Source organism: Acinetobacter sp. SwsAc6 (assembly GCF_013391565.1).
Classification (GTDB): domain Bacteria; phylum Pseudomonadota; class Gammaproteobacteria; order Pseudomonadales; family Moraxellaceae; genus Acinetobacter; species Acinetobacter cumulans.
The window spans coordinates 1-24,373 of record NZ_JACAXE010000019.1 but is presented as its reverse complement, the minus strand read 5'-3'; the positions used below and the strand labels follow the sequence as shown (position 1 = coordinate 24,373).

Here is a 24,373-nt window from a genome sequence, read left to right as displayed (position 1 = left end):
CTGCCCTTACCACAACACAACTGCGGCAGTAACTAGCAAGTTAACTAACGCTAATGGCAAGCAAATTTTCCAGCCAAAGTTCATTACTTGGTCATAACGAGGACGCATTAAAGAGCCACGCGCTAAAACGAACATCATTACAAAGAATGCTGTTTTAATAATGAACCAGAATGCTGCTGGAACATACAGAATTTCAAGGTTGAATGGCGCTAACCAGCCACCGAAGAATAAAGTTACGATTAAAGCAGAGATCAATACTACGTTTACGTATTCCGCAACGAAGAACATACCCCATTTCATACCGCCATATTCGACATGGTAACCTTCCGCCAATTCTTGTTCTGCTTCTGGTTGGTCAAATGGATGACGGTGAGTTACCGCAACACCCGCAACCACGAAGATTAAGAAACCTAAGAATTGAGGAACAACAAACCAAACATCTTTTTGCGCTTCAACAATTTCACGCATGTTGAATGAACCAGCAATTGCCACTACACCCATCAACGAGATACCCAAGAACACTTCATACGAAATGGTTTGAGCAGCAGAACGTAAACCGCCAAGTAATGCATATTTGTTGTTTGAAGACCAACCACCAAACAATACTGCATAAACCGCAATACCTGCCATTGCCATAAAGAACAACAAGCCAATGCTCATGTCCGATACGCCTAAATAAGGCGATACTGGAATAACCATGAACGATAACACCGCAGTTGCCATTGCAACTGCTGGTGCTAAACGGAATGTTAATTTGTCAGCAAATTTTGGTGTCCAGTCTTCCTTAAACATGATTTTAAGCATGTCGGCAACAATCTGGAACATACCGCCCGGACCTACACGGTTCGGACCATAACGGTCTTGCCACAATGCAAGTAGACGACGTTCAATAAACGACATTAACGCAGCGATCAAAACTACAACCAGTAAGATCACAATCGCTTGAACTACAGAGTAGGCAATCGGCCAGTTCTCAGCCCAAAGCGGCGTTTGACGTATTAATTCTTGTTGCATGAATTACACTCCTACCGCGACTGAAACAGGCTCAGCAAGAGAAACCGTTGGTGCTAGACCAATTGGGTAACCAATATAACCTGTCGGTAAATATTCAATTACTTGTACTGGCAATACGATTTCTGTTTCGCCAGCTTTCACTGTAATTGTTTGACCGTCTTGAACATTTAAGCGAGTCGCATCTTGTTCACCTACAGCAAATACTGCTTCAGGAATACGTGTTTCCATTGCAGGTGTTTTCACTGTAAATTCGCCAGATGCAAAAATGTGATGCATTGGCACTAAACGGAAGCTTTCAGCGTTTGCTACTACTGTTGCTGGAGCAACAAAAGTACGTGCTGGACGTTTCGCTAAACGATCGAATAAACGAACGCCTGAATCACCACCTTTCAAGTGACCACCCACGTTGTCTTGGAATTTATTCCAAGCTTGTGGTGAGTTCCAACCTGCAGACCAAGCAAACGGCACCAATGGTGATGGCGTTTGATTACCCACATAACCTTCCATAGAGAACGTTAATGCAGAATCTTTGTCTGTTGGCTGTTTAGGCTCATGAATTGAAAGTGGTGCGCGCATTGCTGTACGACCAGAGTAACGACGTGGTTCACGTGCCACTTTAAGGCCATGTACACGGAAGCCCGCATCTGGTGCTACATCTTGAATTGCTTCAAGTGCAGGTACGTTTTTCGCAACTGACTCGATGACATCATCAAGAAGTGTCCAAGAAATCGCTTTACCTTTCACACCAGTTTCAATGGCATGTAACCAGCGCCAAGATTCTTTGATCGCAAGTTCAGGTTTGTAATAGCTTGGGTCATACACTTGGTAGAAACGTTGTGCACGGCCTTCTTGAGAAACAACAGTACCATCACCTTCAGCGAAGCTTGCTGCAGAAAGTACGATATTGGCTTGTGCAACAGTCGCAGTTTCTGAGTGGTCAAGTACGATTACTTCTTTGCCAGCAAGAGCTGCATCTACTTGAGCTGCAGGTAAACGACGGTAAAGGTCATTTTCAACCACAACAACAGTATCAAAGTCTTGTGCAAATGCTTGCTCTAAGCTTTGGCCACCAAAGATTGCTAAGCCCATTGAGTTCACTTCTGGAACAGTCAATGTAAGACCTGCATTACCAAGGTTTTGTGCAACTTGTGCTGCAGCTTCCATGATTGATGCGTCTTGTAAGCTTGTACCTGAGATGATCAGTGGTTTTTTCGCTGCTTTTAAAGTGTCAGCAATGGTTTGTGCAAATGCTTTCGCATCGTCAGCAAGACCAGTCACTGTTTCACCTTTAACCGCAGCTGCAACTGCAAAGCCTAAACGCGCGATGTCGTTTGGAGATGCAACCACTTCGCCTTCAGCAATATCAGACAAACGTGTTTGTGTCGCAGCAAGAATGTAAATTGGAGATTTAGCATCTTGAGCAATACGTTGTACAGGTTCAGCCAACCAGTCTTGTGTACGGCGCTCTGCAGCCATCTCTTTGCCTTTATTTTTCGCAGCTTGGCGAACAGATAAAGCCATACGAGGCGCAGTTTGAGTCAGATCTTCACCCAAAATTAACACTGCATCATAGCTTTCAATTTCACGCATACCTGGGTTGTAAACACCCTCGGTTTGCATAATAGAAGCGGCTAATTCAACAAGGCTTTGCTCTTTTTGAGACATACCTGTTGAGTAGTTGTCTTGACCAACCAATTCGCGAAGCGCGAAGTTTGATTCAAGTGATGCACGTGGAGAACCAATACCCAATACTTTTTTGCCTTGAACTTTAGCAATTACAGTATCAAGTGCTGTATCTACAGATACAGTTTCTACAGTTGAACCATTACGGAACTGCGGTTGACGTGGACGATCAGCACGGTTCACATAACCTGTACCAAAACGGCCTTTGTCACATAGGAAGTATTGGTTAACTTCACCGTTAAAACGGTTTTCTACGCGACGTAATTCGCCATAACGTTCGCCCGGAGAGATGTTACAACCAGAAGAACAGCCTTGGCATACGCTTGGCGCATACTGCATGTCCCATTTACGGTTGTAGCGTTCTGAGTGAGTTTTGTCTGTAAATACGCCTGTTGGGCAAACTTCAGTTAAGTTACCAGAGAATTCAGACTCTAAAGTACCTGATTCTGGGCGACCAAAGTAAACACGTGACGCATTGGCATACACACCAAAGTCTGTACCACCCGCGTAGTCTTTGTAGTAACGAACACAACGGTAGCATGCGATACAACGGTTCATTTCATGTGAAATGAAAGAGCCTAGCTCTTGGTTGTAGTGCGTACGTTTTGTGAAACGGTAACGACGGCGGTCGTGTTGTGTCATCACAGTCATATCTTGTAAATGACAGTGACCACCTTCTTCACACACTGGACAGTCGTGTGGGTGGTTGGTCATCAAGAATTCAACAATCGAAGCACGGAAATCTTTGGCTTCTTTGTCTTCAACTGAGATGTAGGTATTGTCAGATGCAGGCGTCATGCACGACATCACTAAACGACCACGGGTATCTTCCGGGTTCGCATATTGAGTCACAGCACATTGACGGCAAGAACCGACAGAACCTAAGGATGGGTGCCAACAAAAGTATGGGATGTCAATACCAAGACTCAAACATGCTTGTAGCAAGTTTTCCGAGCCGTTGACTTCATACGATTTTCCATCGACATGAATTGTAGCCATAGTCGAATTCCTTAAGCTTGTTCTACGTTGCTAACTTGAGCAGCAGCATTTACTACTTTTGCTTCAAATTCGCCACGGAAATGTTTGAGTGCGCCCATTAATGGTTCCATCGCACCTGGAGCGTGAGCACAGAAAGTTTTACCAATCCAAAGCTTACGAGTAAGCTCTTGTAAATGGTCAATATCTTCTTTTTTACCCGTGCCATCTTCCAATGCTTTAAGCGCTTTAACCGCCCAAGGTAAACCGTCACGGCAAGGCGTACAGAAACCACACGACTCACGTGCAAAGAATTCTTCGAGGTTACGTGTTGCTGAAACCATACATTGAGTTTGGTCTACAACCATGAGCAAACACGTACCTAAACGTGAACCCGCTTTCATGATGTTTTCTGCATCCATCGGTAAGTCGATGTGTTCAGCAGCCAAGAAGTCAGTTGATGCACCACCTGGTAACCATGCTTTTAGCGTTAAGCCATCACGCATACCACCGGCATGATCTTCAATCACTTCACGCGCAGTTGTACCAAATGGAAGTTCCCATAAACCAGGGAATTTCACTTTACCTGAAGCACCATAAATTTTTGTGCCTGGATCTTTTGATTTACCTTGAGATAAACCAACATACCACTCAGGACCACGAAGCATAATTGCTGGTAAGTTGTTGTAGGTCTCTACGTTGTTTACGATTGTAGGACGACCCCAAGCACCTGCAACTTGCGGGAATGGCGGTTTAGTACGAGGGTTCGCACGGCGACCTTCAAGCGAGTTAATCAATGCAGTTTCTTCACCACAGATATAACGGCCCGCACCTGTATGCACATGTAGATCAAAGCTCCAACCTGTACCGAGGATGTTTTCACCCAAGTAACCTTTGGCACGAATTTGCTCTAATGCTTCGTTCAGGTATTTCGCAGCTTCAATGTATTCGCCACGAATAAAGATATAACCGTGAGTTGCTTCAAGCGTATAACCCGCAATCAACATCCCTTCGATCAATTGGTGAGGAAGATCTTCCATCAACAAACGGTCTTTGAACGTACCTGGTTCCATTTCATCGGCGTTACAGATGAGGTAACGAGGACCTGAGTTATCATTTGGCGCCATAAGCGACCATTTAATACCTGCTGGGAAACCTGCACCACCACGGCCTTTTACAGTCGCAGCTTTAATCACGTCCAGTACTTCTTTCGGTTGCATACCTAAAGCTTTTTTGAAGCCTGCATAGCCTTCAAGTGCTTCATAGTCGTCTGCACCACGAACATTCGCTTGCTTGCTTAAACGCCAAGTGAGCGGATGAGTTTCTGGGTTACCGTCGCCATAAATTGGTTTTGGTTCAGTATTCATACATACTTCTCCAATAACTGTTTAATTGATGTCACTTCAACTAATCCGTGAGTATCTTCATCAATCATCAACGTTGGACCTTTATCACAGTTTCCTAAGCAGCAGATTGGAAGCAAAGTGAAACGACCGTCTGCAGTCGTTTGACCAAACTGGATGCCTAATTCACGCTGGAATGCTTCTGCCAAAGTTTCTGCACCCATCAAGAAACACGCAATTGAATCACATAATAAAATTACGTGACGGCCAACTGGTTGACGGTAAATACGGTTATAGAATGTTGCTACACCTTCAAGGTCAGCAAGTGTCATGCTCAGCAATTGAGCAATCGCATTCATTTGTGCATCATCTACCCAGCCATTACGACGTTGAACGCATTTTAATGCATCCAAACACGCTGCACGTGGGTACGGATAATGCTCAATGTGATGTTGGATATCGTGAATTTCGTCCGCAGTCAAAATCCCTTCAACATTCACACGTGGCTTTTTATCAGTCAAAATCATCATAATGCGTTACCCCTTAGCGATCCACGTCAGCCATTACGACGTCAATTGTCGCTAAATAAATGATTAAGTCAGATACAAGACTGCCGTTAATCACAGAAGGCATTTGCTGTAAGTGCGTGAAGGTTGGTGTACGAATACGCGTACGGTAACTCATCGTCGACTTATCAGACGTGATGTAGTAGTTCGACGCACCTTTCACCACTTCTGCCATTACAGATGCTTCACCTGCAGGCATTACAGGACCCCAAGATACGCTCAAGAAGTGCGTAATCAGCGTTTCAATATCTTGTAATGTCTTATCTTTTGGTGGTGGAACAGCCAGTGGATGATCTGCTTTGTACGCACCAGAAGGCATGTTGTCTAAACATTGCTTGATGATTTTGAGTGATTCTTCAATTTCACGGAAGTGAACAAGAACACGTGCATAAGCATCGCCTTCGTACTCTAACGGTACATCAAAGTCGTAGTTTTCATAGCCACTGTATGGACGGTACTTACGTACGTCAAAATCGATACCTGTAGCACGTAAACCTGTACCTGTTACGCCCCATGCCAATGCAGATTTTGCATCGTACTGAGCAACATTACGGGTACGACCGATGAATACTGAGTTTTTAAGCGCAGCAGTATAGTACTCTTTCAAACGACCTGGCATCCAATCCAAAATTTCACGGATTAGTTTGTCCCAACCATTTGGTAAGTCATGCGCAGTACCGCCAATACGGAACCATGCTGGGTGCATACGGTAGCCTGTGATCGCTTCGATTGCGTCATAGATTTTTTGACGATCGGCGAACATATAGAATACAGGCGTCATACCGCCGGCATCCTGAATCGCAGTACCAATAAACAGCAAGTGGTTATTAATACGGAACAATTCAGACATCATGACACGGATACATTGCGCACGGTCAGGTACAGTAATACCCGCCATTTGCTCCACGCCCATCACATAAGGCATGTTTTGTGCACAACCACCTAAGTAGTCCACACGGTCTGTATACGGAATGAATGAGTGCCAAGTTTGACGCTCAGCCATCTTCTCTACACCACGGTGGTGATAGCCGATGTCAGGTACGCAGTCTTTAACTTCTTCACCGTCCAACTGCAAAATTACACGGAATGCACCATGCGCAGATGGATGGTTAGGACCCAAGTTCAAGAACATGAAGTCTTCGTCAGCATTGCCACGTTTTAGACCCCAATCTTCAGGTACAAAACGTAGGTGTTCTTGCTCGAAATCTTGCTTCGCTTGGTTCTGCATATACGGTGTATATTCAGTTGCACGCGCAGAATATTCTTTACGAAGTGGGTGACCCTCCCAATATGTTGGCAACAAAATACGACGGAGCATTGGATGCCCTTCGAAATTGATACCAAACATGTCGTAGGCTTCACGTTCATACCAGTTCGCATTCGGCCAAATGTTGGTTGCAGTTTGGATGTTTAAGTCCGATTCGCTTAACGCAACTTTGATACGAATGTCACTGTTACGCTCTAGCGATAACAAGTGATAGAACACGGTGAAGTCAGACGCAGGTAAACCGTCGCGGTGCGTACGTAAACGCTCATCTACCGCAGACAAGTCAAACAGCATAACGTAAGGACGTGACACTGTACGCAAGAACATTAATACGTCTTGTACACGTGCGCGCTCAACCCAGACTGTTGGAAAGTCTTCGAAAGTCGTTTGCACATAGAAGTTCTCACCAAATTTGGCTTTGAGCTCTTCTACAATTGCAAATGCTGGGCGTGAATCAACAGGCGTTGATTCTGGCATAGCAATTTCAGTTTCAGCCATTAGCTTGGCTTCCTATTTAATACAAATTCAGTCAACCTAAACGACAATTACACCCATGTAGGGTGCATCAAACATTTGTCGTTTAAATTATTTAATTTCATCCATAGAGCGCAGGTTTTTCACAGCAATACGCTGTGCTTGTTTGCGGTCACGTTCTGGCTGCATCTTTGGCTTATACACTGGCTTAAGATCATCACCAATTACCGCAGACAATGGGCGGCGCTCGAGTTGAATTTGGTCTTGCAATAACATTAATGCTTGAATTAACGCTTCAGGACGTGGTGGGCAACCCGGAATGTACACATCCACAGGAATAATTTTATCCACACCTTGTACAACTGAGTAGATGTCGTACATACCACCTGAATTTGCACATGCACCCATAGAAATCACCCACTTAGGTTCAAGCATTTGTTCATACAAACGTTGAATTACAGGGGCCATTTTCATGAAACATGTACCAGCAACAATCATCACATCGGCCTGACGCGGTGAAGCACGAATTACTTCGGCACCAAAACGTGATAAGTCATGCACGCCTGTTAAGGTCGTTGCATACTCTACGTAGCAGCATGATGTACCAAAGTTAAACGGCCAAACTGAGTTCTTACGACCCCAGTTTACTGCTGTATGCATCAAGTCCTCTAAACGAGTCATGAATACATTTTTATTCACTTCTTCTTCAAGCGGATCAGTAACGATTTGACGCTCTTGAAGTGGATATTGATCAGCATCCGGATTCGCACGGGTTAATGTATATTTCATCCCGTCTTACTCCTTATCAGATGACGCAGCCGCTGATTTTTTCACACGGCCAGAAGATTGAGCTGGAATTTGACCAGTAGGGTCAATTACCAATTCTTCAATTGAGTTAAAGCGGGTAATTTCAGCAAGGTCCATAGTTGGTGAACCAATTTTAGGTTTAATCCCTGCTGCTTTACGTTTGTCTGATGGTGACCAGTTCAGAGCACCAGTAGAGAATTCGTAAATCAAACCAACGAGTAAAACTAAAATAAATACGGCAGCAGCTGCAAAACCAATCCAGCCCACTTCACGCACTGATACAGCCCATGCATAAAGGTATAGTGCTTCTAAGTCGAAAACGACAAAGAAAATAGCCACTAAATAGAATTTTGCAGACAAGCGGATACGAGCACCGCCTGCACCAACAACACCTGACTCAAACTGCTCTTGCTTAGCACGGCCCCACGATTTACCCCCTAGGAGTAACGGGACAGTGAGCATAAAGACGCATAGAAACGTAACGCCGATCACGAAGGCAATAATTGCCCATTCGTATGGAGTAATGGCACTCATGCGGGGATAACTCCTGGCAGGCCTAATTTATTAACAAAGAATGTATGTATTGGCCTTCAAATACACCAAACACAAAATTAATCCCGCCAATTGTACCTGATTTCTGATTTCACTTGCTAGTTCATAAGCCTTAGTCTTTTGGATGATTTTTTGGACATTTTTAGCTATAAGCTACGCTCTGGCTGTATTTTCAAGCAAATCATCGCTTTATTAAATAATTTTCCAAGTTATGATTATTTTTATAAATTTTCATCATTTTCACGCCAACACACCACAAAAACACATATTTTAATAAAAAATATCACCAACCGATCAAATAAAAAAATATGTTAAATAATTTATTATTTTCAATAAAAATATCACAATACGATAATTTTAATAATTTTTACCACATCAATTATCCCCCAATGAAACATTATTCAATTTATTTTTTCACCAATAGTTTAGCTTGCGATAAGAATTAATCCTCTTTTTTTTAAACATAGCTCATATTCAAACGCAGGCACATTTGTATTTTTTTGCAACAAATTCAAGTGACCTATCTGCTTTTAAAAAGAATTATGCTATTCCTAATTAAAACAACTTAAATAGAACCTGAGGGAGCAAGAAATGAATTTAGAATTCACACACAAACCAAACTATTTTTTGTTTGCCCAGCTGATTGTTCGTCATATTGAAAATTATATTGAAAAGCACCCAGATGCGAACAATGCCATTTTTGATTTGCGCGATATCTATGAATTGTTCCGTCAAGATAAAGCCTCTGCCACCACAAATCTCGATGGAATTTTAAATATTGCTGATGAATATAAAGTGGAAACACTCAATGGCGATGAAAAGCTCATTAGTCGCTATAACATTGATGCTCAAAATAACTCACTGCTGATTGACTTTAATAGTAACGCATTAGATAGCCTAAAAAATGGCAAGAAAATTATTCCGCCTGATGCAACAGTTTATGAATAAAGTACGACCTAGCTTAAAAGAGCGTATAAAAAGCCATTCTTGAAAGAATGGCTTTTTTATGTGATCTGCAATGAAAACTCAGTCACCTATGGTTTTAATATTATATTTACTATGAATCTGTATTGTCTGACTCATTGCGCTCAACAGACTTTGTCCGTTTAAAGCGATTTGCAGGCCATGTCATGGTAAAGCGTGCCCCACCCAAACGCGGACTTTCATCGATCACCACTTGTCCACCAAACCAGTAAGCAATACGACTCACAATTGAAAGCCCTAAACCATAGCCACCTGAAGCACGAGTACGACTATCATCCAAGCGGGCAAACGCTTCAAAAATACGAGTACGCTCTTCTTCAGGAATACCCGGACCATCATCTTCTACACAGACATAGGCATTGCCAAATTCATCTAAACCACCACTAACTACCACGCGATTATCGCAATAGCGCACAGCATTGCCCATCAAGTTTTGTACTACGCGATGCAAATAGCGTCGCTCTGCATCAACTTCTATATGCAAAGGTGGTACTTGTAGCTCAAGGGTTTTGCCTGTTTTTAAAGCTTCAGTTTCTATAACCACCTGATCCAAGAGCTCAAACAATGAAACTTTTTCAAATTCTAAAGAAGGCATGCCCTGCTCTAGTTTTGCATAAGTCATGATCTCATCAATTAAGGTATTGAGTGCCTCAATATCTTTATCAATCATTTCTACCTGTTGTAAACGGTACTCATAGTCATCTTCGTCGGCCAACATTTCCATGGCAAAACGAATACGTGCAACTGGGGTACGAAGCTCATGCGATACCGCTCGCATTAATTCACGCTGCGCCTCTATGAGACGTTCAATATGATCAGACATATTGTTATAACTGGATGCCAAGGAACCCATTTCGTCCGCACTATCTACAGGTAAACGAACCGTCATATCGCCTGTTTTCATTTTATTTAAGGCAAAATTAACCGCACGTAGTTTGCGCTGCATCGGCACCAGCAAGCCATACACACCAAGACTTAAGACAAATAAGCTTAATAAAGTAATGCCTGCTGCCAATTGAAAAGGCATCCAATTAAATAACGGTACAGGCCCCATAACCAAGACTTCAGACGTTGAACTTGGAATAGGAGAAACGATAGAGATGGTTGTACCACGTACAGAAGCACTGTCGCGATATAAAATAATACTGTGATCTAAACGTAGGCGTCCTATTTGCTCTGAATCTAGAGGCAAATCTTGCACATTTTGAATTTCAATTGGATAAGTAAAATAATGTTGAATCTTTTCTAGATATTTCTTTTCTTGTCCAGGATAGTAAACCAAATAATCCAATACAAATACCGGCAATGCCTTCATTTGCCGTTCTGTAATTTTATCTGCCTTAATATATAACAAGTGCTCAGGATCTTCCTGCAAGCCCATAATAATATAAGCAACATTCGTCTGAGCATCCCAACGCACCACGGCTTTACGCTTTTCTAAACGCTTGGCTTCTGCACGTGTTAAATCAACTTTTTCGGCTTTCACATAGTAAATAGGTAATTCCAGCAAAGCTGATGCATCTGAAATCCAATCCATTTTTTGTTGTGGATTGTTCTGACGTGCCACCCCTTCACTGATGATATACGCCATACCATCGGTTAAAGTCTCGCGATATTCTTGCGCACGCTGATAGTTAATAATCTGTACCAGTAAATAACTGAACAGCGCTACCAGCACCACAAGTATGACTAAACCTGTGTATATGCGCAAAAAAATACTATGTTTTAACAATTAGGGTGTCCTACAGCTCAAACTGGTGAAACGGCATCGCTTAAATGCCGTTGGTTTCTTTAACAAAAAGATAACCCTTACTACGAACTGTTTTAATTCGTTTTGGATTTTCTGGATCATCACCAATTTTTGGACGAATACGAGAAATACGTACGTCGATTGAACGGTCTTGGCCATCGTATTCAATACCACGTAGGCGTTCAAAAATATCTTCACGCGACAGGATACGCCCAGCATTCGATGCCAACAACCATAAAAGGTCATATTCCGCACTAGTAAAATCAACAAGTTCATTGTTTAAAGTGACTGAACGACCACCGTTATCAATTACGAGATCATCAAATTCAATGCGCTGCGCTACTTCTTCTTCTGGTGCTTTGTCTGTGCGACGTAACAATGCGCGAATACGTGCAAGCAATACGCGTGGTTGCACAGGTTTTGCTACATAGTCATCTGCACCCATTTCTAGACCCAATACTTGGTCCATATCTTCAGTACGTGCAGTCAACATTAAAATAGGTTGATGATAATGCGGACGCACTTCGCGACAAATGGTTAAACCATCAGCGCCTGGAAGCATTACATCAAGCACAACAAGATCTGGTTGTTCAGCAATGATACGACGAATCGCACGATTACCGTCTGGCTCTACCCCAACCTCTAATCCATTACGGATTAAATATTCTTGCGTTAAACGTGCAAGACGCTCGTCATCTTCAACAATTAAAATTTTTGGTAACTTTTCTTCTTGACTCATGTGAAGCCCCTTTATAGTAGTGCTTAGGTATCCTTTTGAAATCCAATAGATACGGCTAAATATAATTTGCAATATACACACGTTTACATTGTAAACAAGGGGGCGTTCACCAAACTGATACATCAATGCAACTTTTGATTAAAACTTATGGAGACTTTGAATTCCTTATCTTTTTTCTTTATACACCCACAAATTCCTGCCTTTTATTTAAAAATTAAGCGATAAAATGAATATCGATTTGCAACATTTTTATACATCTGGTGACTCTATGTTCAAATAACTTTTTATACATTTTTACTTATCCACAAGGTTATCTATAAGCACTTAATCCTAGCTTTGTTATGCTAGTGCCTTGTCTAATAAGGCATATACAAGAATCATAAAAAAAATGGATTTTTTTGCGATTGCGTCAAGCCAAAACCGATCGAAACATTTAGATAAATGTCAATATTGATCTAGCCAAATTTTTCCCGTATCTTGTGTCCAATTCACTTTTAAACCACTAAGTCTTGTGTTTATTCCTCAAACACTGTGGCATATTTTTTGCCCAGTTCAAACGGCCCTGAACATAACAATAGATGATAATGGAGCTATGCTGACATGAGCGTAATTACTTCAACCCCAGGCCAAATTCAGGTGATTAAACGCACCGGAGACGTGGCTACTTTTGATGCAGAAAAAATTTCTGTAGCAATTGGGAAAGCGTTCTTGGCTGTTGAGGGTCAACAAAGTACTGACTCTAGCCGTATCCACGACCGTATTTCTCAACTTACCGAGATGGTATTAAATACGTTCAATCGCCGTTTGCCTTCTGGTGGCACAATCCACATTGAAGAAATCCAAGACCAAGTTGAACTTGCACTAATGCGTACTGGCGAGCAAAAAGTTGCTCGTGCATACGTTATTTATCGTGACCAACGTGCAGAAGCGCGTAAAGCGACAGGTGCACACCATCACCCTACACTACAAATCACAGGTGCGAATGGCCAGCTTCAACCTCTAGATTTGAGCGCTTTAGAAGCCAATGTTGTAAAAGCAGCTGAAGGCTTAGAAGGCATTGACGTTCAAGCGATTGTTGAAGAAACCGTTAAAAACCTCTACAACGGCGTAAAAGAGTCAGACATCTCTACAACGATGATGATGGCAACACGTACACGTATTGAACAAGAACCAAATTACACATACGTGACTGCGCGTTTACTCCGTAACGAGCTTGTAGCAACTGGCTTAGAGTTTTTAGGTTTAGATGTAGAAACCGCTGAAGGTGATGCACTTGAGACTTTCTTAAAGAAAGGTATCGAGCTTGATTTACTTTCTCCAGAACTTCTTAATTTTGACCTTGCAAAATTGGCTGCAGCAATCAAACCTGAACGCTCAAACCAATTTACATATTTAGGTCTACAAACTTTATTTGACCGTTACTTCATCCACTCAGATGGCGTACGTTTTGAATTACCGCAATTGTTCTTCATGCGTGTTTCTATGGGTCTATCACTCAATGAAGCAAACCATGAAGAACGTGCAATCGAATTCTATGACCTATTGTCTAGCTTCGACTACATGGCTTCTACGCCCACCCTATTTAACTCAGGTACGCTTCGTCCACAGTTATCTAGCTGCTACTTAACAACCATTGATGATGACTTGTTTGATATTTATGGCGCAATGCGTGATAACGCAATGTTGTCTAAATGGGCAGGCGGTTTAGGTAACGACTGGACTCCAGTTCGTGCGCTTAACTCTTACATCAAAGGTACGAATGGTAAGTCACAAGGTGTTGTACCGTTCCTTAAAGTTGCCAACGATACTGCTGTAGCGGTAAACCAAGGTGGTAAACGTAAAGGTGCAGTATGTGCATACCTTGAAACTTGGCACTTGGACATCGAAGAATTCCTAGAGCTTCGTAAGAACACAGGTGATGACCGCCGCCGTACGCATGACATGAACACAGCAAATTGGGTTCCTGACTTATTCATGCAACGTGTATTTGAAGATGCTGAATGGACACTATTCACACCTTCTGAAACGCCTGATCTGCATGACTTAACAGGTGCTGAATTCGCTGAGCGTTATGCTTACTACGAAGCAATTGCGAAAGAAACAAATATGTTGCACAAGAAAATCCGTGCAAAAGATTTGTGGCGCAAAATGCTGTCTATGTTGTTTGAAACTGGTCACCCTTGGATCACATTCAAAGACGTATGTAACCTACGTTCACCACAACAACACGTGGGTGTAGTTCACTCTTCTAACTTGTGTACAGAAATTACGCTGAATACAAGCAAAGACGAAATTGCAGTATGTAACTTAGGTTCGATTAACCTTGTACAACACGTTCAAGGTGGTGTGTTAGACCGTGAAAAACTTGCGCGCACAGTGAAAACTGCGGTTCGTATGTTAGACAACGTAATTGACATCAACTACTACGCTGTTCCTCAAGCGCGTAATTCGAACTTGAAACACCGTCCAGTTGGTATGGGCATCATGGGCTTCCAAGATGCACTTTACGAAATGAAATTGGCTTATGGTTCAGAAGCTGCGGTTGAGTTTGCTGACGAATCAATGGAAGTTATTTCTTACTACGCAATTGCAACATCTAGCGACTTAGCTGTTGAACGCGGTACTTACGAAACATTTAAAGGTTCATTGTGGGATCAAGGTATTTTACCAATTGACTCGCTTGACCTTGTTGCAAAAGCACGCCCTGAGCGCATGTTTGAAGTTGACCGTACAACACGTTTGGACTGGGATACTTTACGTACTAAAGTTCAAAAAGACGGTATGCGTAACTCAAACGTGATGGCAATTGCACCAACTGCAACCATTTCGAATATTTGTGGCGTATCTCAATCAATCGAACCAACATTCCAAAACTTATATGTGAAATCTAACCTTTCTGGTGAATTCACTGTAATCAACCCGTACCTAGTACGTGCGTTGAAAGACCGTGGTCTTTGGGATTCTGTGATGGTGAACGACCTGAAACACTTTGAAGGTTCTGTTCAAAAGATTTCTCGTATTCCTGAAGAGCTTAAAGCGATCTTCGCGACTGCGTTCGAAGTTGAGCCACGTTGGATTGTGGATGCTGCATCACGCCGTCAAAAATGGATCGATCAAGCACAGTCTCTTAACCTTTACATCGCTGGTGCAAATGGTAAGAAACTGGACATGACATACAAAATGGCGTGGTTACGTGGTCTTAAGACAACTTATTACCTACGTGCATTGGGTGCAACATCTGCTGAGAAATCTACAATTAACACAGGCGCATTAAACGCAGTTAAACCTGCAACTGTAGCAGCGCCAGTAGCCGCGGTTGCAGCTCCAGAAGCAAAACCAGAAGCTCCTGCAGAGGAAGACGGCTTTGCAAATGCAGCGCCAGTGCCGCAAGCATGTTCAATTGACAACCCTGATTGTGAGGCTTGTCAGTAAATAATCCTCCCCGACCCTCCTTTTTCAAAGGAGGGAGATTCCTTGAAGCAAATGGCGGGATGCAAGTCCCCCTTTGCAAAAGGGGGATTTAGGGGGATTCAAAATTTAAGCAATAAAAAAGCCCTCTAGCGTCCGTCAAAACTAACTAGAAGGCTTACAATCTCGAAGTGATACCAAAATGGTCACGAAGAGGCTGGCATATATCAATGCGGTGATAATTCTACCATTGAATTATTATTCGAGCCAGTACAAGTCATTTTGATTTGTAAAGGAACGAGCCATGGGACATATCAAAAGTGTACATGTTCGCTCATATATTCGACGTCGATTTAATCGATTCGAAAATGTATGTGCACACTATCGTAGTCAACCCAAGTAATTGAGATGACTAGAGAGGCTCTTTAGCCTCTCAACTTTAACTGTAAAGGGGGAACCATGATGCACATGACTCATAACTATCAAATAGGGCTAATTGCTTTGGTAGTTTCCTTTATTTTGACCTTTTACGTTCCAATTGCTTATTTCTGGTTCAAAGCCCATAAATCGCGTAATCAACATAAATAATACTGCGTGTTTATCTAGACTTAAAACTTATTTATTTCCTAGTCACCGCGTGAATTCGATCATACCAACACCGACTAGTTTTTCTTAAAGACCTCGATTCTATCGGGGATTTTCGACGTGGATTAAAAATATAAGTCAATGATTTTTATTGATTTTTTCAATAAAACATAAACAACAACTAATGCTATAAAAATCAAAAAATTATATGACAATTATAACTTCAATGGTTAATTTAGCATCCGACTCATCTATCAAATTTAGCCAATAAAAACTACAATACCTCCCAAATTTATTAAATAACTAAATCGCCTAACTTTACAAAATGTTTGTTTGTTTTTAAGACATTCATCCATGTTTTGTAAATAAGTGAAGCGTATAATTTGTGAGAATTGATATGTCTATCCTAAGTTGGGACGATTTCGAAGATGATGAACCGAAACAAGCTGCACCAGCACAGCAGCCTGCGCCCGTCGAACCGCAAAAAGCGGCTGATTCGCAAGTGGTATCTCATGCACAGCAACCACAGACGAATTTGGCAGTTGCACAACCCGCTGGAACCAATCCAGCCCGAGGAGCAACAGCACATTCAACCAATTCGTTGGAAAGAGCATCTGCTGCCCTAAGTAATTTAGATGTAGCACCAGGCTTAGAAGAGTTGGAAATGGGTGCGCAACGTGTTCAAGTTGACGACAAAGCGATGATTAACTGTCGTGCTGACTTGAACCAACTTGTACCGTTCAAATACGAATGGGCTTGGCAAAAATACCTAGACGGTTGTGCAAACCACTGGATGCCTCAAGAAGTTAACATGACTGCGGACATCGCGTTATGGAAGTCTGAAAATGGCTTAACTGAAGATGAGCGTACGATTGTAATGCGTTCACTTGGTTTCTTCTCGACTGCTGACTCATTGGTTGCAAACAACTTGGTATTAGCGATTTACCGTCACATTACCAACCCTGAATGCCGTCAGTACATTTTACGTCAATCGTTTGAAGAAGCGATTCACACTCATGCTTACCAATACTGTATCGAATCTTTGGGTATGGATGAAGGCGAAGTCTTCAACATGTACCGCGAAGTTCCATCTGTAGCACGTAAAGCTGCGTGGGGCTTAAAATATACTCAACAGTTAAGTGATCCTACTTTCCAAACAGGTACAGCTGAAACTGACCAAATCTTGCTTCGCAATTTGATCGCATTCTACTGTGTACTTGAAGGTATCTTCTTCTACTGTGGTTTCAGTCAAATTTTGTCTATGGGCCGTCGTAACAAGATGAACGGTGTTGCTGAGCAATTCCAATACATCTTACGTGATGAATCTATGCACTTGAACTTTGGTATCGACATGATTAACCAAATCAAGATTGAGAACCCGCACCTTTGGACTGCTGAATTCCAAGAAGAAGTTGTTCAAATGATTCTTGAAGGTACAATGCTTGAAATCGAATATGCGCGTGACACGATGCCACGTGGTGTATTGGGTATGAACGCTGGCATGATGGAAGAATATTTGAAATTCATCTGTAACCGTCGTTTAAGTCAGCTTGGTTTACCTGAGCAATTTGCTGGTGTGAATAACCCATTCCAGTGGATGTCAGAAATGATGGACTTGCGTAAAGAGAAGAACTTCTTTGAAACTCGCGTAACTGACTACCAAACTGGTGGTGCGTTAAGCTGGTAATCGAAAGATTCCGTCACGCGACACATATGTTGTCATTTGCGACACATAAGTTGGCAAAGAACGACACATAAGTTGTCATAAACAACCAAATGAAAAGGCTGCAATTCGCAGCCTTTTTACTATCAATAATAAATTATATGATTCAAAACCTAATAACGACCTTTAATCAGAGAAAAGGTCAAAAGGTGGGAATTTTTCAGAATGTCCTGTTAACAGTTGCTCTTGTCCCCATTGTTTTAATCGTTGCTCACTAATTATTCGTCCATCTTTAGAAAAGATCGGAGCGGAAAAGGCAAATTGTAAATGAAATCCTAACTTACCACTCAACCAATCAGCGGTTGCGTGAACCCCATCTTTTTCATTCATCCCCACTCTACCTCGGTCTTCCATGGCAAGCCGAAAATTACACAGTTGTCTCACCTCATGAAAGAATTGATTTTCACACTGAATATGAATCCTCTTTCTCCCATCATGTGCAAGTGGAAAGACATACACTTGCATCAATTTTATCAACTCAGCACAAAAACTAGATGAACAGAATGGAAGATATGTACACATAATTAAAAGCGTTTGATAAATCGATTGTCCTATTTCTAATGCTAGAGTCCGCTCATTTCTATTATCAGCGACTCGAAGAAAAATTATTTGTGCTGCCAAAGAATCTAAGTTTGCTAAGCGTATCAATCGAGAAATATTTTTTCTGGTTAAAGTTGGTACTAACTCGCGAGAGTTCTTAGATTTATTTGTTTTATATAGAACATTCTGAACATCCCATGATAATTGCCTAATACCCTCTTTAAGCATCCAATCTAATTTTTTCTTTCCTCTTATGACCTCCCATAAAACACTATTAATAATAGTAGAGCTACCAGGAACATGAAGCTCAGCAGCAGCAACCAAATGTGGCATTGGTGTCTGTATGCCTGAACGATAAACCACCCACTTATTGTGGTGATAAGGAACACCATAAATACTTTGGCCAAAAGCCTCTGGTTCAATAATTCTTTCGAGTTGACAAGGCTTAGTAGCCGACAAATTAAGCTTCAGATACTCATACCACAGTGACACTCTTATGTCATCTATATGATCTCTTCTTGGTCGACCAGGCATTTTTTTGATTTTCGTCATCATCTACGAAAAATCCGAAAATAAAAACATTATCATTAAAAATCATATATATGAATAAAAAAATAAGATTAAAGTTTTACTATTTCGTAACTCATGGACTCTCTAATGAACAAAATATATGATGTTATTTAGACTAGACAGGACATGGCATGACAGGAATGCAACACATTACCCCAGTTAGTGTAGAAACCATTGAACGTGAGCTTTTTGAACGCCATGGGCCAATTATTGCAGACGATGCATTGAGGATTGCGCTAGGGTATCGTTCTACTGACGCTTTCAGACAAGCTCTATCAAGGAAAACTGTACCGATCCCAGTCTTTTCAGTTGAAAACCGTCGTGGGAAATACGCACTGGTAAAGGATGTCGCAGAGTGGTTAGTCAAACAACGTAATGCTGCTATTACACAACAAGAACCTAAAAAATAGAAATTTTATTAGAACTACTGATTACTCAGATTAAAAGCCAACAACATTAAGGAGAAATAAGCCATGACATAAAATTCTGCCCAAATAAAAAACGGACCCTTTCGGATCCGTTGGTTCTATATGGTTAGATATAGAGACTTGAGAATCCTAGTATCTTCCGTATAGAGCCATCAGTCAAGTTTTGCGTATTTTTTACGCAAGAATTAACTCATCCCTAAAAATTGGATGAATGGCTATACATACTGGAAATACTCTATGTACGCTTTTTCTTTTGATGATAAACACAATCCTCATCAATCTATTCTTGATCAAATTAATAACGCTTTTAAAGCAGAGTCGAATCTTGCCTCTACAATTCATGGTCAAAGGAAAATCTACCAGGGTTGCTATGGACGAAGAACTGCACTTTTCCCCAGCGCAAAATCTGGAGGCTCCATTCCTACCGAAAGTCGTCTTGAATTGGCATACGCTATTTGTCTTGAGAAAAACCCACAGGTTAAATGTTTTAGATCCCAAGCTCTCAAAATCGCTCTTGGACAAAAAGAATTCTGCTACCCAGATTTCTTAGTCAAAACAATCGATAACCAATATGAAGTTCATGAAATTAAACCTAATATCTCCAGTCTATCTGTAAACGATCTAGACAAATTTCTTTGGTTAGCAAACTTACTACATCCTCTAAACATTGCATTTCGACTGATTGACCAGAAAAGCTTGCCATCAAATAAAGACCTACAACAATTACAACATTGGTATCAACGAGGTCATACATGCTCTTGGACAAAATACGAACTCGAACTCGCAACAGAAGCGTTGAAGCCTCATAAATTCAGCCATTCCGAGCAAATAAATCAAGCCCTACAACAAGCAGACCTCGATCCCCGATTAGGTGACTACTTACTTTTTCATGAAGTAATCACATTAATCAGCCACAAAACTTATTATTCAGGTGAGGAGGTTTAAAATGGAAAAGCCATTACTCATCCCCCAACCAGGACTTCGATTTACTTTTGCTGATCATGAACATGTATTTGAAATCACATCATCTAATTATGGTGTAATCCGTTATGCAGCAATTGCAGGAGGAAAACCATGTTCTATTCCCACCAGTACATTTGAAACTCGATATAAAAATGGAGAGATTCAATGTATCTTCGCTCCAGAAAAACTATTCATCAATCCAGACAGTTGTTCAACCATTCGTCGCAAGGAACGCTATGTACTCACTGCACTAGCAAAACTGGCAGCCCCCACTTCTATTGAACCACTACGAGAACTCATTCAAGAGATTGCAGCAGAGATTAAAGATTCCTCTCCACCATCAGCAAGAACTGTTGCACGCTGGATATTGCAATATCGATTGAGTAGTAATAGCGCTCTCAGCCTAAGTGAACAAGGTAAAGGCAACAAAACACTAAGATATCCACCTGAAGTCTATCAAATCATCAATCAAGGAATTTCAGAAATATATCTACAACCAGAACATCGAACAAGCAAAGATGTGAGGGCATTCGTGTTAGGCAAGTTTATAGAACAAAATCTTTCTCTTGAATATTTACCCAGCAGTAGATCCATACAGCGTGCCATTGCAAGATTAGACCCATATATTGAAATGCGTGTTAAGAAAGGGAGTAGAGTCGCTCGTAAATATTTTCAAGCTGCAGGCATAAGTACTCCAAGCCCATTTGCTCTATATACCGTAGAAATAGACACCCATTATTTAGACATCATTGTCATTGATCCTGAAACTGGGCGAGCACTCGGGCGACCGTTCCTCGCTTGTGCCATTGATACATATTCACGTGCAATTGTCGGGACTTACATCAGTATGTTTCCGCCTAGTGCATTGACAACTTTAGCCCTAATCAAAGACATGATTACACGCCCTAATAAAGATCTACCAGGTGGCATCCCTGCTATTATCATTCCAGATAATGGAGTCGAATTTAAAAATAATTCACTAGCGCGCGTATGTGAACAACTCAAAATTACTATTACACCATCGCAAATTGGAACACCAAACAACAAACCTCATATCGAGCGTTTTTTTGGCACATTGACAAAGAGTATTCTGCAAAAGCTTCTTGGTACAACCTTTTCCAATCCTACGGCACGAGGAGAATATGACTCATCAGGCAAAGCAAACCTTACTTTAGACAAGGTTAAAGAATACGTCGATTCTTGGATAAACACGGTCTATCAGCAAACAGTACACAGCTCTACTGGACGAACACCCTTTCTTGCTTGGAATGATGCTATTGAACAGATTAAGCCCTCCTCATTAACTAAAACCGATGCTGATATTATTTGTAGAAGACCAGTTGACCGAAATATCAATCATGGACAAGTTATTATTGATGGGCTTAGCTACTTTTCACACGCACTCACTACATTGAAAGCTGACGGCATCAAAAAAGTCACTGTACTTGTTGATGATTTAGACCTGAGCAAAGTTTATATCATACACCCAGATAAAAAGGATCTGGTTATTCAAGCAGACTCTACCCAACCTGAATACACGTATAACCTATCTCGCAGTGTTCATCTGGAAGTTCAGAAGCGTAAAAAACAAATGTCTGAATCCGATAAACAAAGACTGGGTAAACACGCGGATCTTTATAATTTGTATCTGCTTATGAAAGATATACAAAATGATCTTGTCCGTAAAAAACCAAAACTGAAGCAACTCAAAATTGAGCTGCCTAAGCAGCTTACACGACTGGAGTCTGAGTTAACTTCTCATCCAAGTAATGAAGAACTCACAGCTATCCCCCAGCAACAGAATGCTCCACAACCAGCTGTAAGTTTTGGTTCACTTAAGGTGAAAAGACATGATAAGTAATCAATCTATCTATGAACACGTAAGTCAGCTTAACGAAATCGTAATTACTTCTGATGAGTTCATGCAGGCTTTTAATGGAATCCAACAATGTGCGGAGCGCAGTATCGCGTACAAAGAACCTATTGGAAGTATGCTTCTAGCAAAAGGTGGTCTTGGGAAAACAACACTATGTAATACGATTGTGAGCCAAATGCCACGATCCATCAAAATAGAAAAAGATCGCAAAAAAACGATTATTCCCGCATTCTATGTTGAGGTTCCTTCACCAGCTACAGTGAAGTCTTTAGCAATAACAATGTTACACAAGCTAGGGGATCCATCGCATCACACAGGCACAACCTCCTACCTCACAGATCGGTTAGGCTATTTACTGCAACAGTGTGAAACCAAGCTTGTTTTTCTTGATGAGTTTCATCATTTATTTGAACGTAAAGCAACATCTACCCGTTTAAATATTACAGTGGGCAATTGGCTTAAGACCTTAGTCAATGAAACAGGTATAAGCTTTTGTCTCGTTGGTTTACCTGAATTTGCAGAATTCATTCAAGTTGATAGTCAAATCGCGAGGCGATTTCCTTTTCATTATCAATTAAATCCTCTGACTTTAGGCACTCAAACCACGCCAGGAACACTTTACCCTTTTCTCAAAGAGGTCAGTCATAGGGCATCGGAAATTCAGATTTCATTTTCGCCAGATTTTGATAACTTCCTATTAAGAGTACAAATATATACAGCAACGAAAGGCTATCATGCCTATGTCATGAGCTTGATACGTGAAAGCATGGCAATTGCCTTGGCAGATAATAGAAATACCATAACTATTAATGACTTTAGTCAGGCTTGGAACCTAGGGATTACATCATTTATCAGTAAACAAATAACCAATCCTTTTGAAATGTCTTTATCAAATCTAGCTAGTACTCTAAAAAAGGAGTACTCATGACATTAGTTAGCAACCTTCTTATTCATCCCATTCCTTATGATGGCGAATCGGCAGAGAGCTTCTTAGCTAGAGTGGCTGAGCTTAATAGACATTCATCTATCGAGAGATTAATTAATAAAGAGCAGCGCCATTTCTTGGCAAAAAGCGCACCGAATTGTAGATTAGCAGATCTTCCGCGTTTTAAATATGTCTTACAACTACTTAATATTGACCCAAATCATCAAAGTCTTGCCTTTGCAAAAGCTGGCCCCACGAGCCGATCAGCGAGAAAATGGAGCAATATAGAACTACATGAAGATTTATTAAAATACTATCCTTATTCCTATTGCCCACAATGCTTAGAAGAACAGCCATTTTTTAAAAAAATTTGGCTTTTACAACCCTTATATGCATGTCCAATACACTCTATTTTCCTTGTCGATAAATGTTATCAATGTGGATCCTCAATATCGCTTAGCTCAGGAGTGACAAAGTGCCGTCATTGCCATGTGCTATTGCAAGATGCACCTAAGATTGAATGTAGTTCAATACGAGCAATCAGATGGTTTGTAGAAACTTTGAACCATGATTCGAACGATTTTTTTCAATATTTCACTGCCTTTTGGCTAGCAATACGAGGTTTTTTTGAGCTTGATAACGTTATAGATAATGAAACTACATTAGAACTGATATACGAATATTTTAATAATCATAATCAATCCATCATTAGATTAAGTACTTTGATTAATCAAAGAATTAATCTAGCTCATCCAAGAATCCAATTGCTCCCATTTTTGAAACATTCTAGATTTTTTAAAAATTATGCAGCTTTAGTCGAGGCAAAATGCCATACATATACCCCAAGTGATAAAAGTCATATCGTTGGGTTAAAAAAACGTGAGTTACAACTTGTTTTAGGAGTTACTCATAACACACTCGAAGATTGGATTGAGCAAGATTTTCTAAAACTAGGTGATATTAATCATTACTATGATGTTATCCCTAGCCAATCGATTGAAAAATTTTTAATATTAAACAGACATAAAAATTTATTACGGAAACCACGTACCAAGGAAATCCATCTTCATCCCAGAGGGTGTAAATAATTCTGTGTAAATACAGTTTTAAAAATACTTGGTTACACGCTCTTCAAACATGATACTAAAGCGGTTCATAGCAGATTTCCAATTTTGGATAGGCATTGTCCATTTTTTGCTTG

At 41.0% G+C, this 24,373-nt stretch carries 18 protein-coding genes; 8 read left to right on the top strand and 10 right to left on the bottom strand.

The genetic code is table 11. The features are described 5' to 3' along the window. Positions 1 to 6: 6 nt before the first annotated feature. The 7 genes from nuoH to ndhC form a co-directional block, all read right to left on the bottom strand. On the bottom strand, positions 7 to 1,014 hold the full coding sequence (nuoH, locus tag HYG93_RS12660; RefSeq protein WP_106985486.1) for an NADH-quinone oxidoreductase subunit NuoH: 1,008 nt from the start codon (positions 1,012 to 1,014) through the stop codon (positions 7 to 9). A 3-nt stretch (positions 1,015 to 1,017) separates the two neighbouring features. Next, entirely contained in the window at positions 1,018 to 3,696 is a 2,679-nt protein-coding gene (nuoG, locus tag HYG93_RS12655) for an NADH-quinone oxidoreductase subunit NuoG (protein ID WP_106985485.1), read from the bottom strand. 11 nt (positions 3,697 to 3,707) lie between these two features. After that, on the bottom strand, positions 3,708 to 5,039 hold the full coding sequence (nuoF, locus tag HYG93_RS12650) for an NADH-quinone oxidoreductase subunit NuoF (protein ID WP_106985484.1): 1,332 nt from the start codon (positions 5,037 to 5,039) through the stop codon (positions 3,708 to 3,710). Continuing rightward, the gene (gene nuoE / locus HYG93_RS12645; protein ID WP_106985483.1) at positions 5,036 to 5,545 is read right to left on the bottom strand and encodes an NADH-quinone oxidoreductase subunit NuoE; all 510 of its coding nucleotides are present in this window, start codon (positions 5,543 to 5,545) and stop codon (positions 5,036 to 5,038) included. Before nuoE ends, nuoF begins: the two co-directional genes overlap by 4 nt. Positions 5,546 to 5,558: 13 nt before the next feature. After that, the gene (gene nuoC, locus HYG93_RS12640) at positions 5,559 to 7,346 is read right to left on the bottom strand and encodes an NADH-quinone oxidoreductase subunit C/D (protein WP_106985482.1); all 1,788 of its coding nucleotides are present in this window, start codon (positions 7,344 to 7,346) and stop codon (positions 5,559 to 5,561) included. A gap of 87 nt (positions 7,347 to 7,433) precedes the next feature. Further along, the gene (locus HYG93_RS12635) at positions 7,434 to 8,111 is read right to left on the bottom strand and encodes an NADH-quinone oxidoreductase subunit B family protein (protein WP_086212662.1); all 678 of its coding nucleotides are present in this window, start codon (positions 8,109 to 8,111) and stop codon (positions 7,434 to 7,436) included. A 6-nt stretch (positions 8,112 to 8,117) separates the two neighbouring features. Further along, positions 8,118 to 8,663, bottom strand: coding sequence for an NADH-quinone oxidoreductase subunit A (gene ndhC, locus HYG93_RS12630; protein WP_106985481.1), 546 nt, complete (start codon positions 8,661 to 8,663; stop codon positions 8,118 to 8,120). Positions 8,664 to 9,272: 609 nt separating this feature from the next. Here ndhC and HYG93_RS12625 point away from each other — a divergent pair. Continuing rightward, the gene (locus tag HYG93_RS12625; RefSeq protein ID WP_106985480.1) at positions 9,273 to 9,629 is read left to right on the top strand and encodes a hypothetical protein; all 357 of its coding nucleotides are present in this window, start codon (positions 9,273 to 9,275) and stop codon (positions 9,627 to 9,629) included. Positions 9,630 to 9,738: 109 nt separating this feature from the next. Here HYG93_RS12625 and bfmS read toward each other — a convergent pair whose 3' ends face one another. Continuing rightward, positions 9,739 to 11,397: a sensor histidine kinase BfmS gene (gene bfmS / locus HYG93_RS12620; protein ID WP_178962531.1), complete on the bottom strand. Its 1,659-nt coding sequence runs from the start codon at positions 11,395 to 11,397 to the stop codon at positions 9,739 to 9,741. Between the two features lie 40 nt (positions 11,398 to 11,437). Further along, positions 11,438 to 12,154 (bottom strand): response regulator transcription factor BfmR, encoded by a 717-nt coding sequence (gene bfmR / locus HYG93_RS12615; protein WP_106985478.1) that lies wholly within the window; start codon positions 12,152 to 12,154, stop codon positions 11,438 to 11,440. 600 nt (positions 12,155 to 12,754) lie between these two features. Between bfmR and HYG93_RS12610 the strand changes: the two genes are divergently transcribed. Both HYG93_RS12610 and HYG93_RS12605 read left to right on the top strand, forming a co-directional pair. Next, positions 12,755 to 15,586, top strand: coding sequence for a ribonucleoside-diphosphate reductase subunit alpha (locus HYG93_RS12610; RefSeq protein ID WP_178962530.1), 2,832 nt, complete (start codon positions 12,755 to 12,757; stop codon positions 15,584 to 15,586). Between the two features lie 958 nt (positions 15,587 to 16,544). Beyond that, positions 16,545 to 17,834, top strand: a complete 1,290-nt coding sequence (locus HYG93_RS12605; protein ID WP_106985476.1) for a ribonucleotide-diphosphate reductase subunit beta — start codon at positions 16,545 to 16,547, stop codon at positions 17,832 to 17,834. A 162-nt stretch (positions 17,835 to 17,996) separates the two neighbouring features. Here the strand turns inward: HYG93_RS12605 and HYG93_RS12600 are convergent, their stop codons facing one another. After that, the gene (locus tag HYG93_RS12600; RefSeq protein ID WP_178962529.1) at positions 17,997 to 18,965 is read right to left on the bottom strand and encodes a hypothetical protein; all 969 of its coding nucleotides are present in this window, start codon (positions 18,963 to 18,965) and stop codon (positions 17,997 to 17,999) included. Between the two features lie 146 nt (positions 18,966 to 19,111). Here HYG93_RS12600 and HYG93_RS12595 point away from each other — a divergent pair, with 146 nt between their 5' ends. The 5 genes from HYG93_RS12595 to HYG93_RS12575 all read left to right on the top strand — a co-directional run bounded on the left by HYG93_RS12595 (position 19,112) and on the right by HYG93_RS12575 (position 24,260). Beyond that, positions 19,112 to 19,390: a hypothetical protein gene (locus HYG93_RS12595; protein ID WP_171499781.1), complete on the top strand. Its 279-nt coding sequence runs from the start codon at positions 19,112 to 19,114 to the stop codon at positions 19,388 to 19,390. A 255-nt stretch (positions 19,391 to 19,645) separates the two neighbouring features. Continuing rightward, positions 19,646 to 20,353, top strand: a complete 708-nt coding sequence (locus HYG93_RS12590; RefSeq protein WP_178962528.1) for a hypothetical protein — start codon at positions 19,646 to 19,648, stop codon at positions 20,351 to 20,353. 1 nt (position 20,354) lies between these two features. Continuing rightward, positions 20,355 to 22,232 carry a Mu transposase C-terminal domain-containing protein gene (locus HYG93_RS12585; protein WP_178962527.1) on the top strand — a complete coding sequence of 626 codons (1,878 nt, stop codon included), beginning with the start codon at positions 20,355 to 20,357 and terminating at the stop codon, positions 22,230 to 22,232. Then, a complete protein-coding gene (locus tag HYG93_RS12580; protein ID WP_126132107.1) occupies positions 22,222 to 23,175 on the top strand; it encodes a TniB family NTP-binding protein in 954 nt (317 codons plus the stop codon). Before HYG93_RS12585 ends, HYG93_RS12580 begins: the two co-directional genes overlap by 11 nt. Next, a complete protein-coding gene (locus HYG93_RS12575; protein WP_256733475.1) occupies positions 23,172 to 24,260 on the top strand; it encodes a TniQ family protein in 1,089 nt (362 codons plus the stop codon). The genes HYG93_RS12580 and HYG93_RS12575 overlap by 4 nt, the downstream gene beginning before the upstream one ends. Positions 24,261 to 24,373 lie beyond the last annotated feature (113 nt).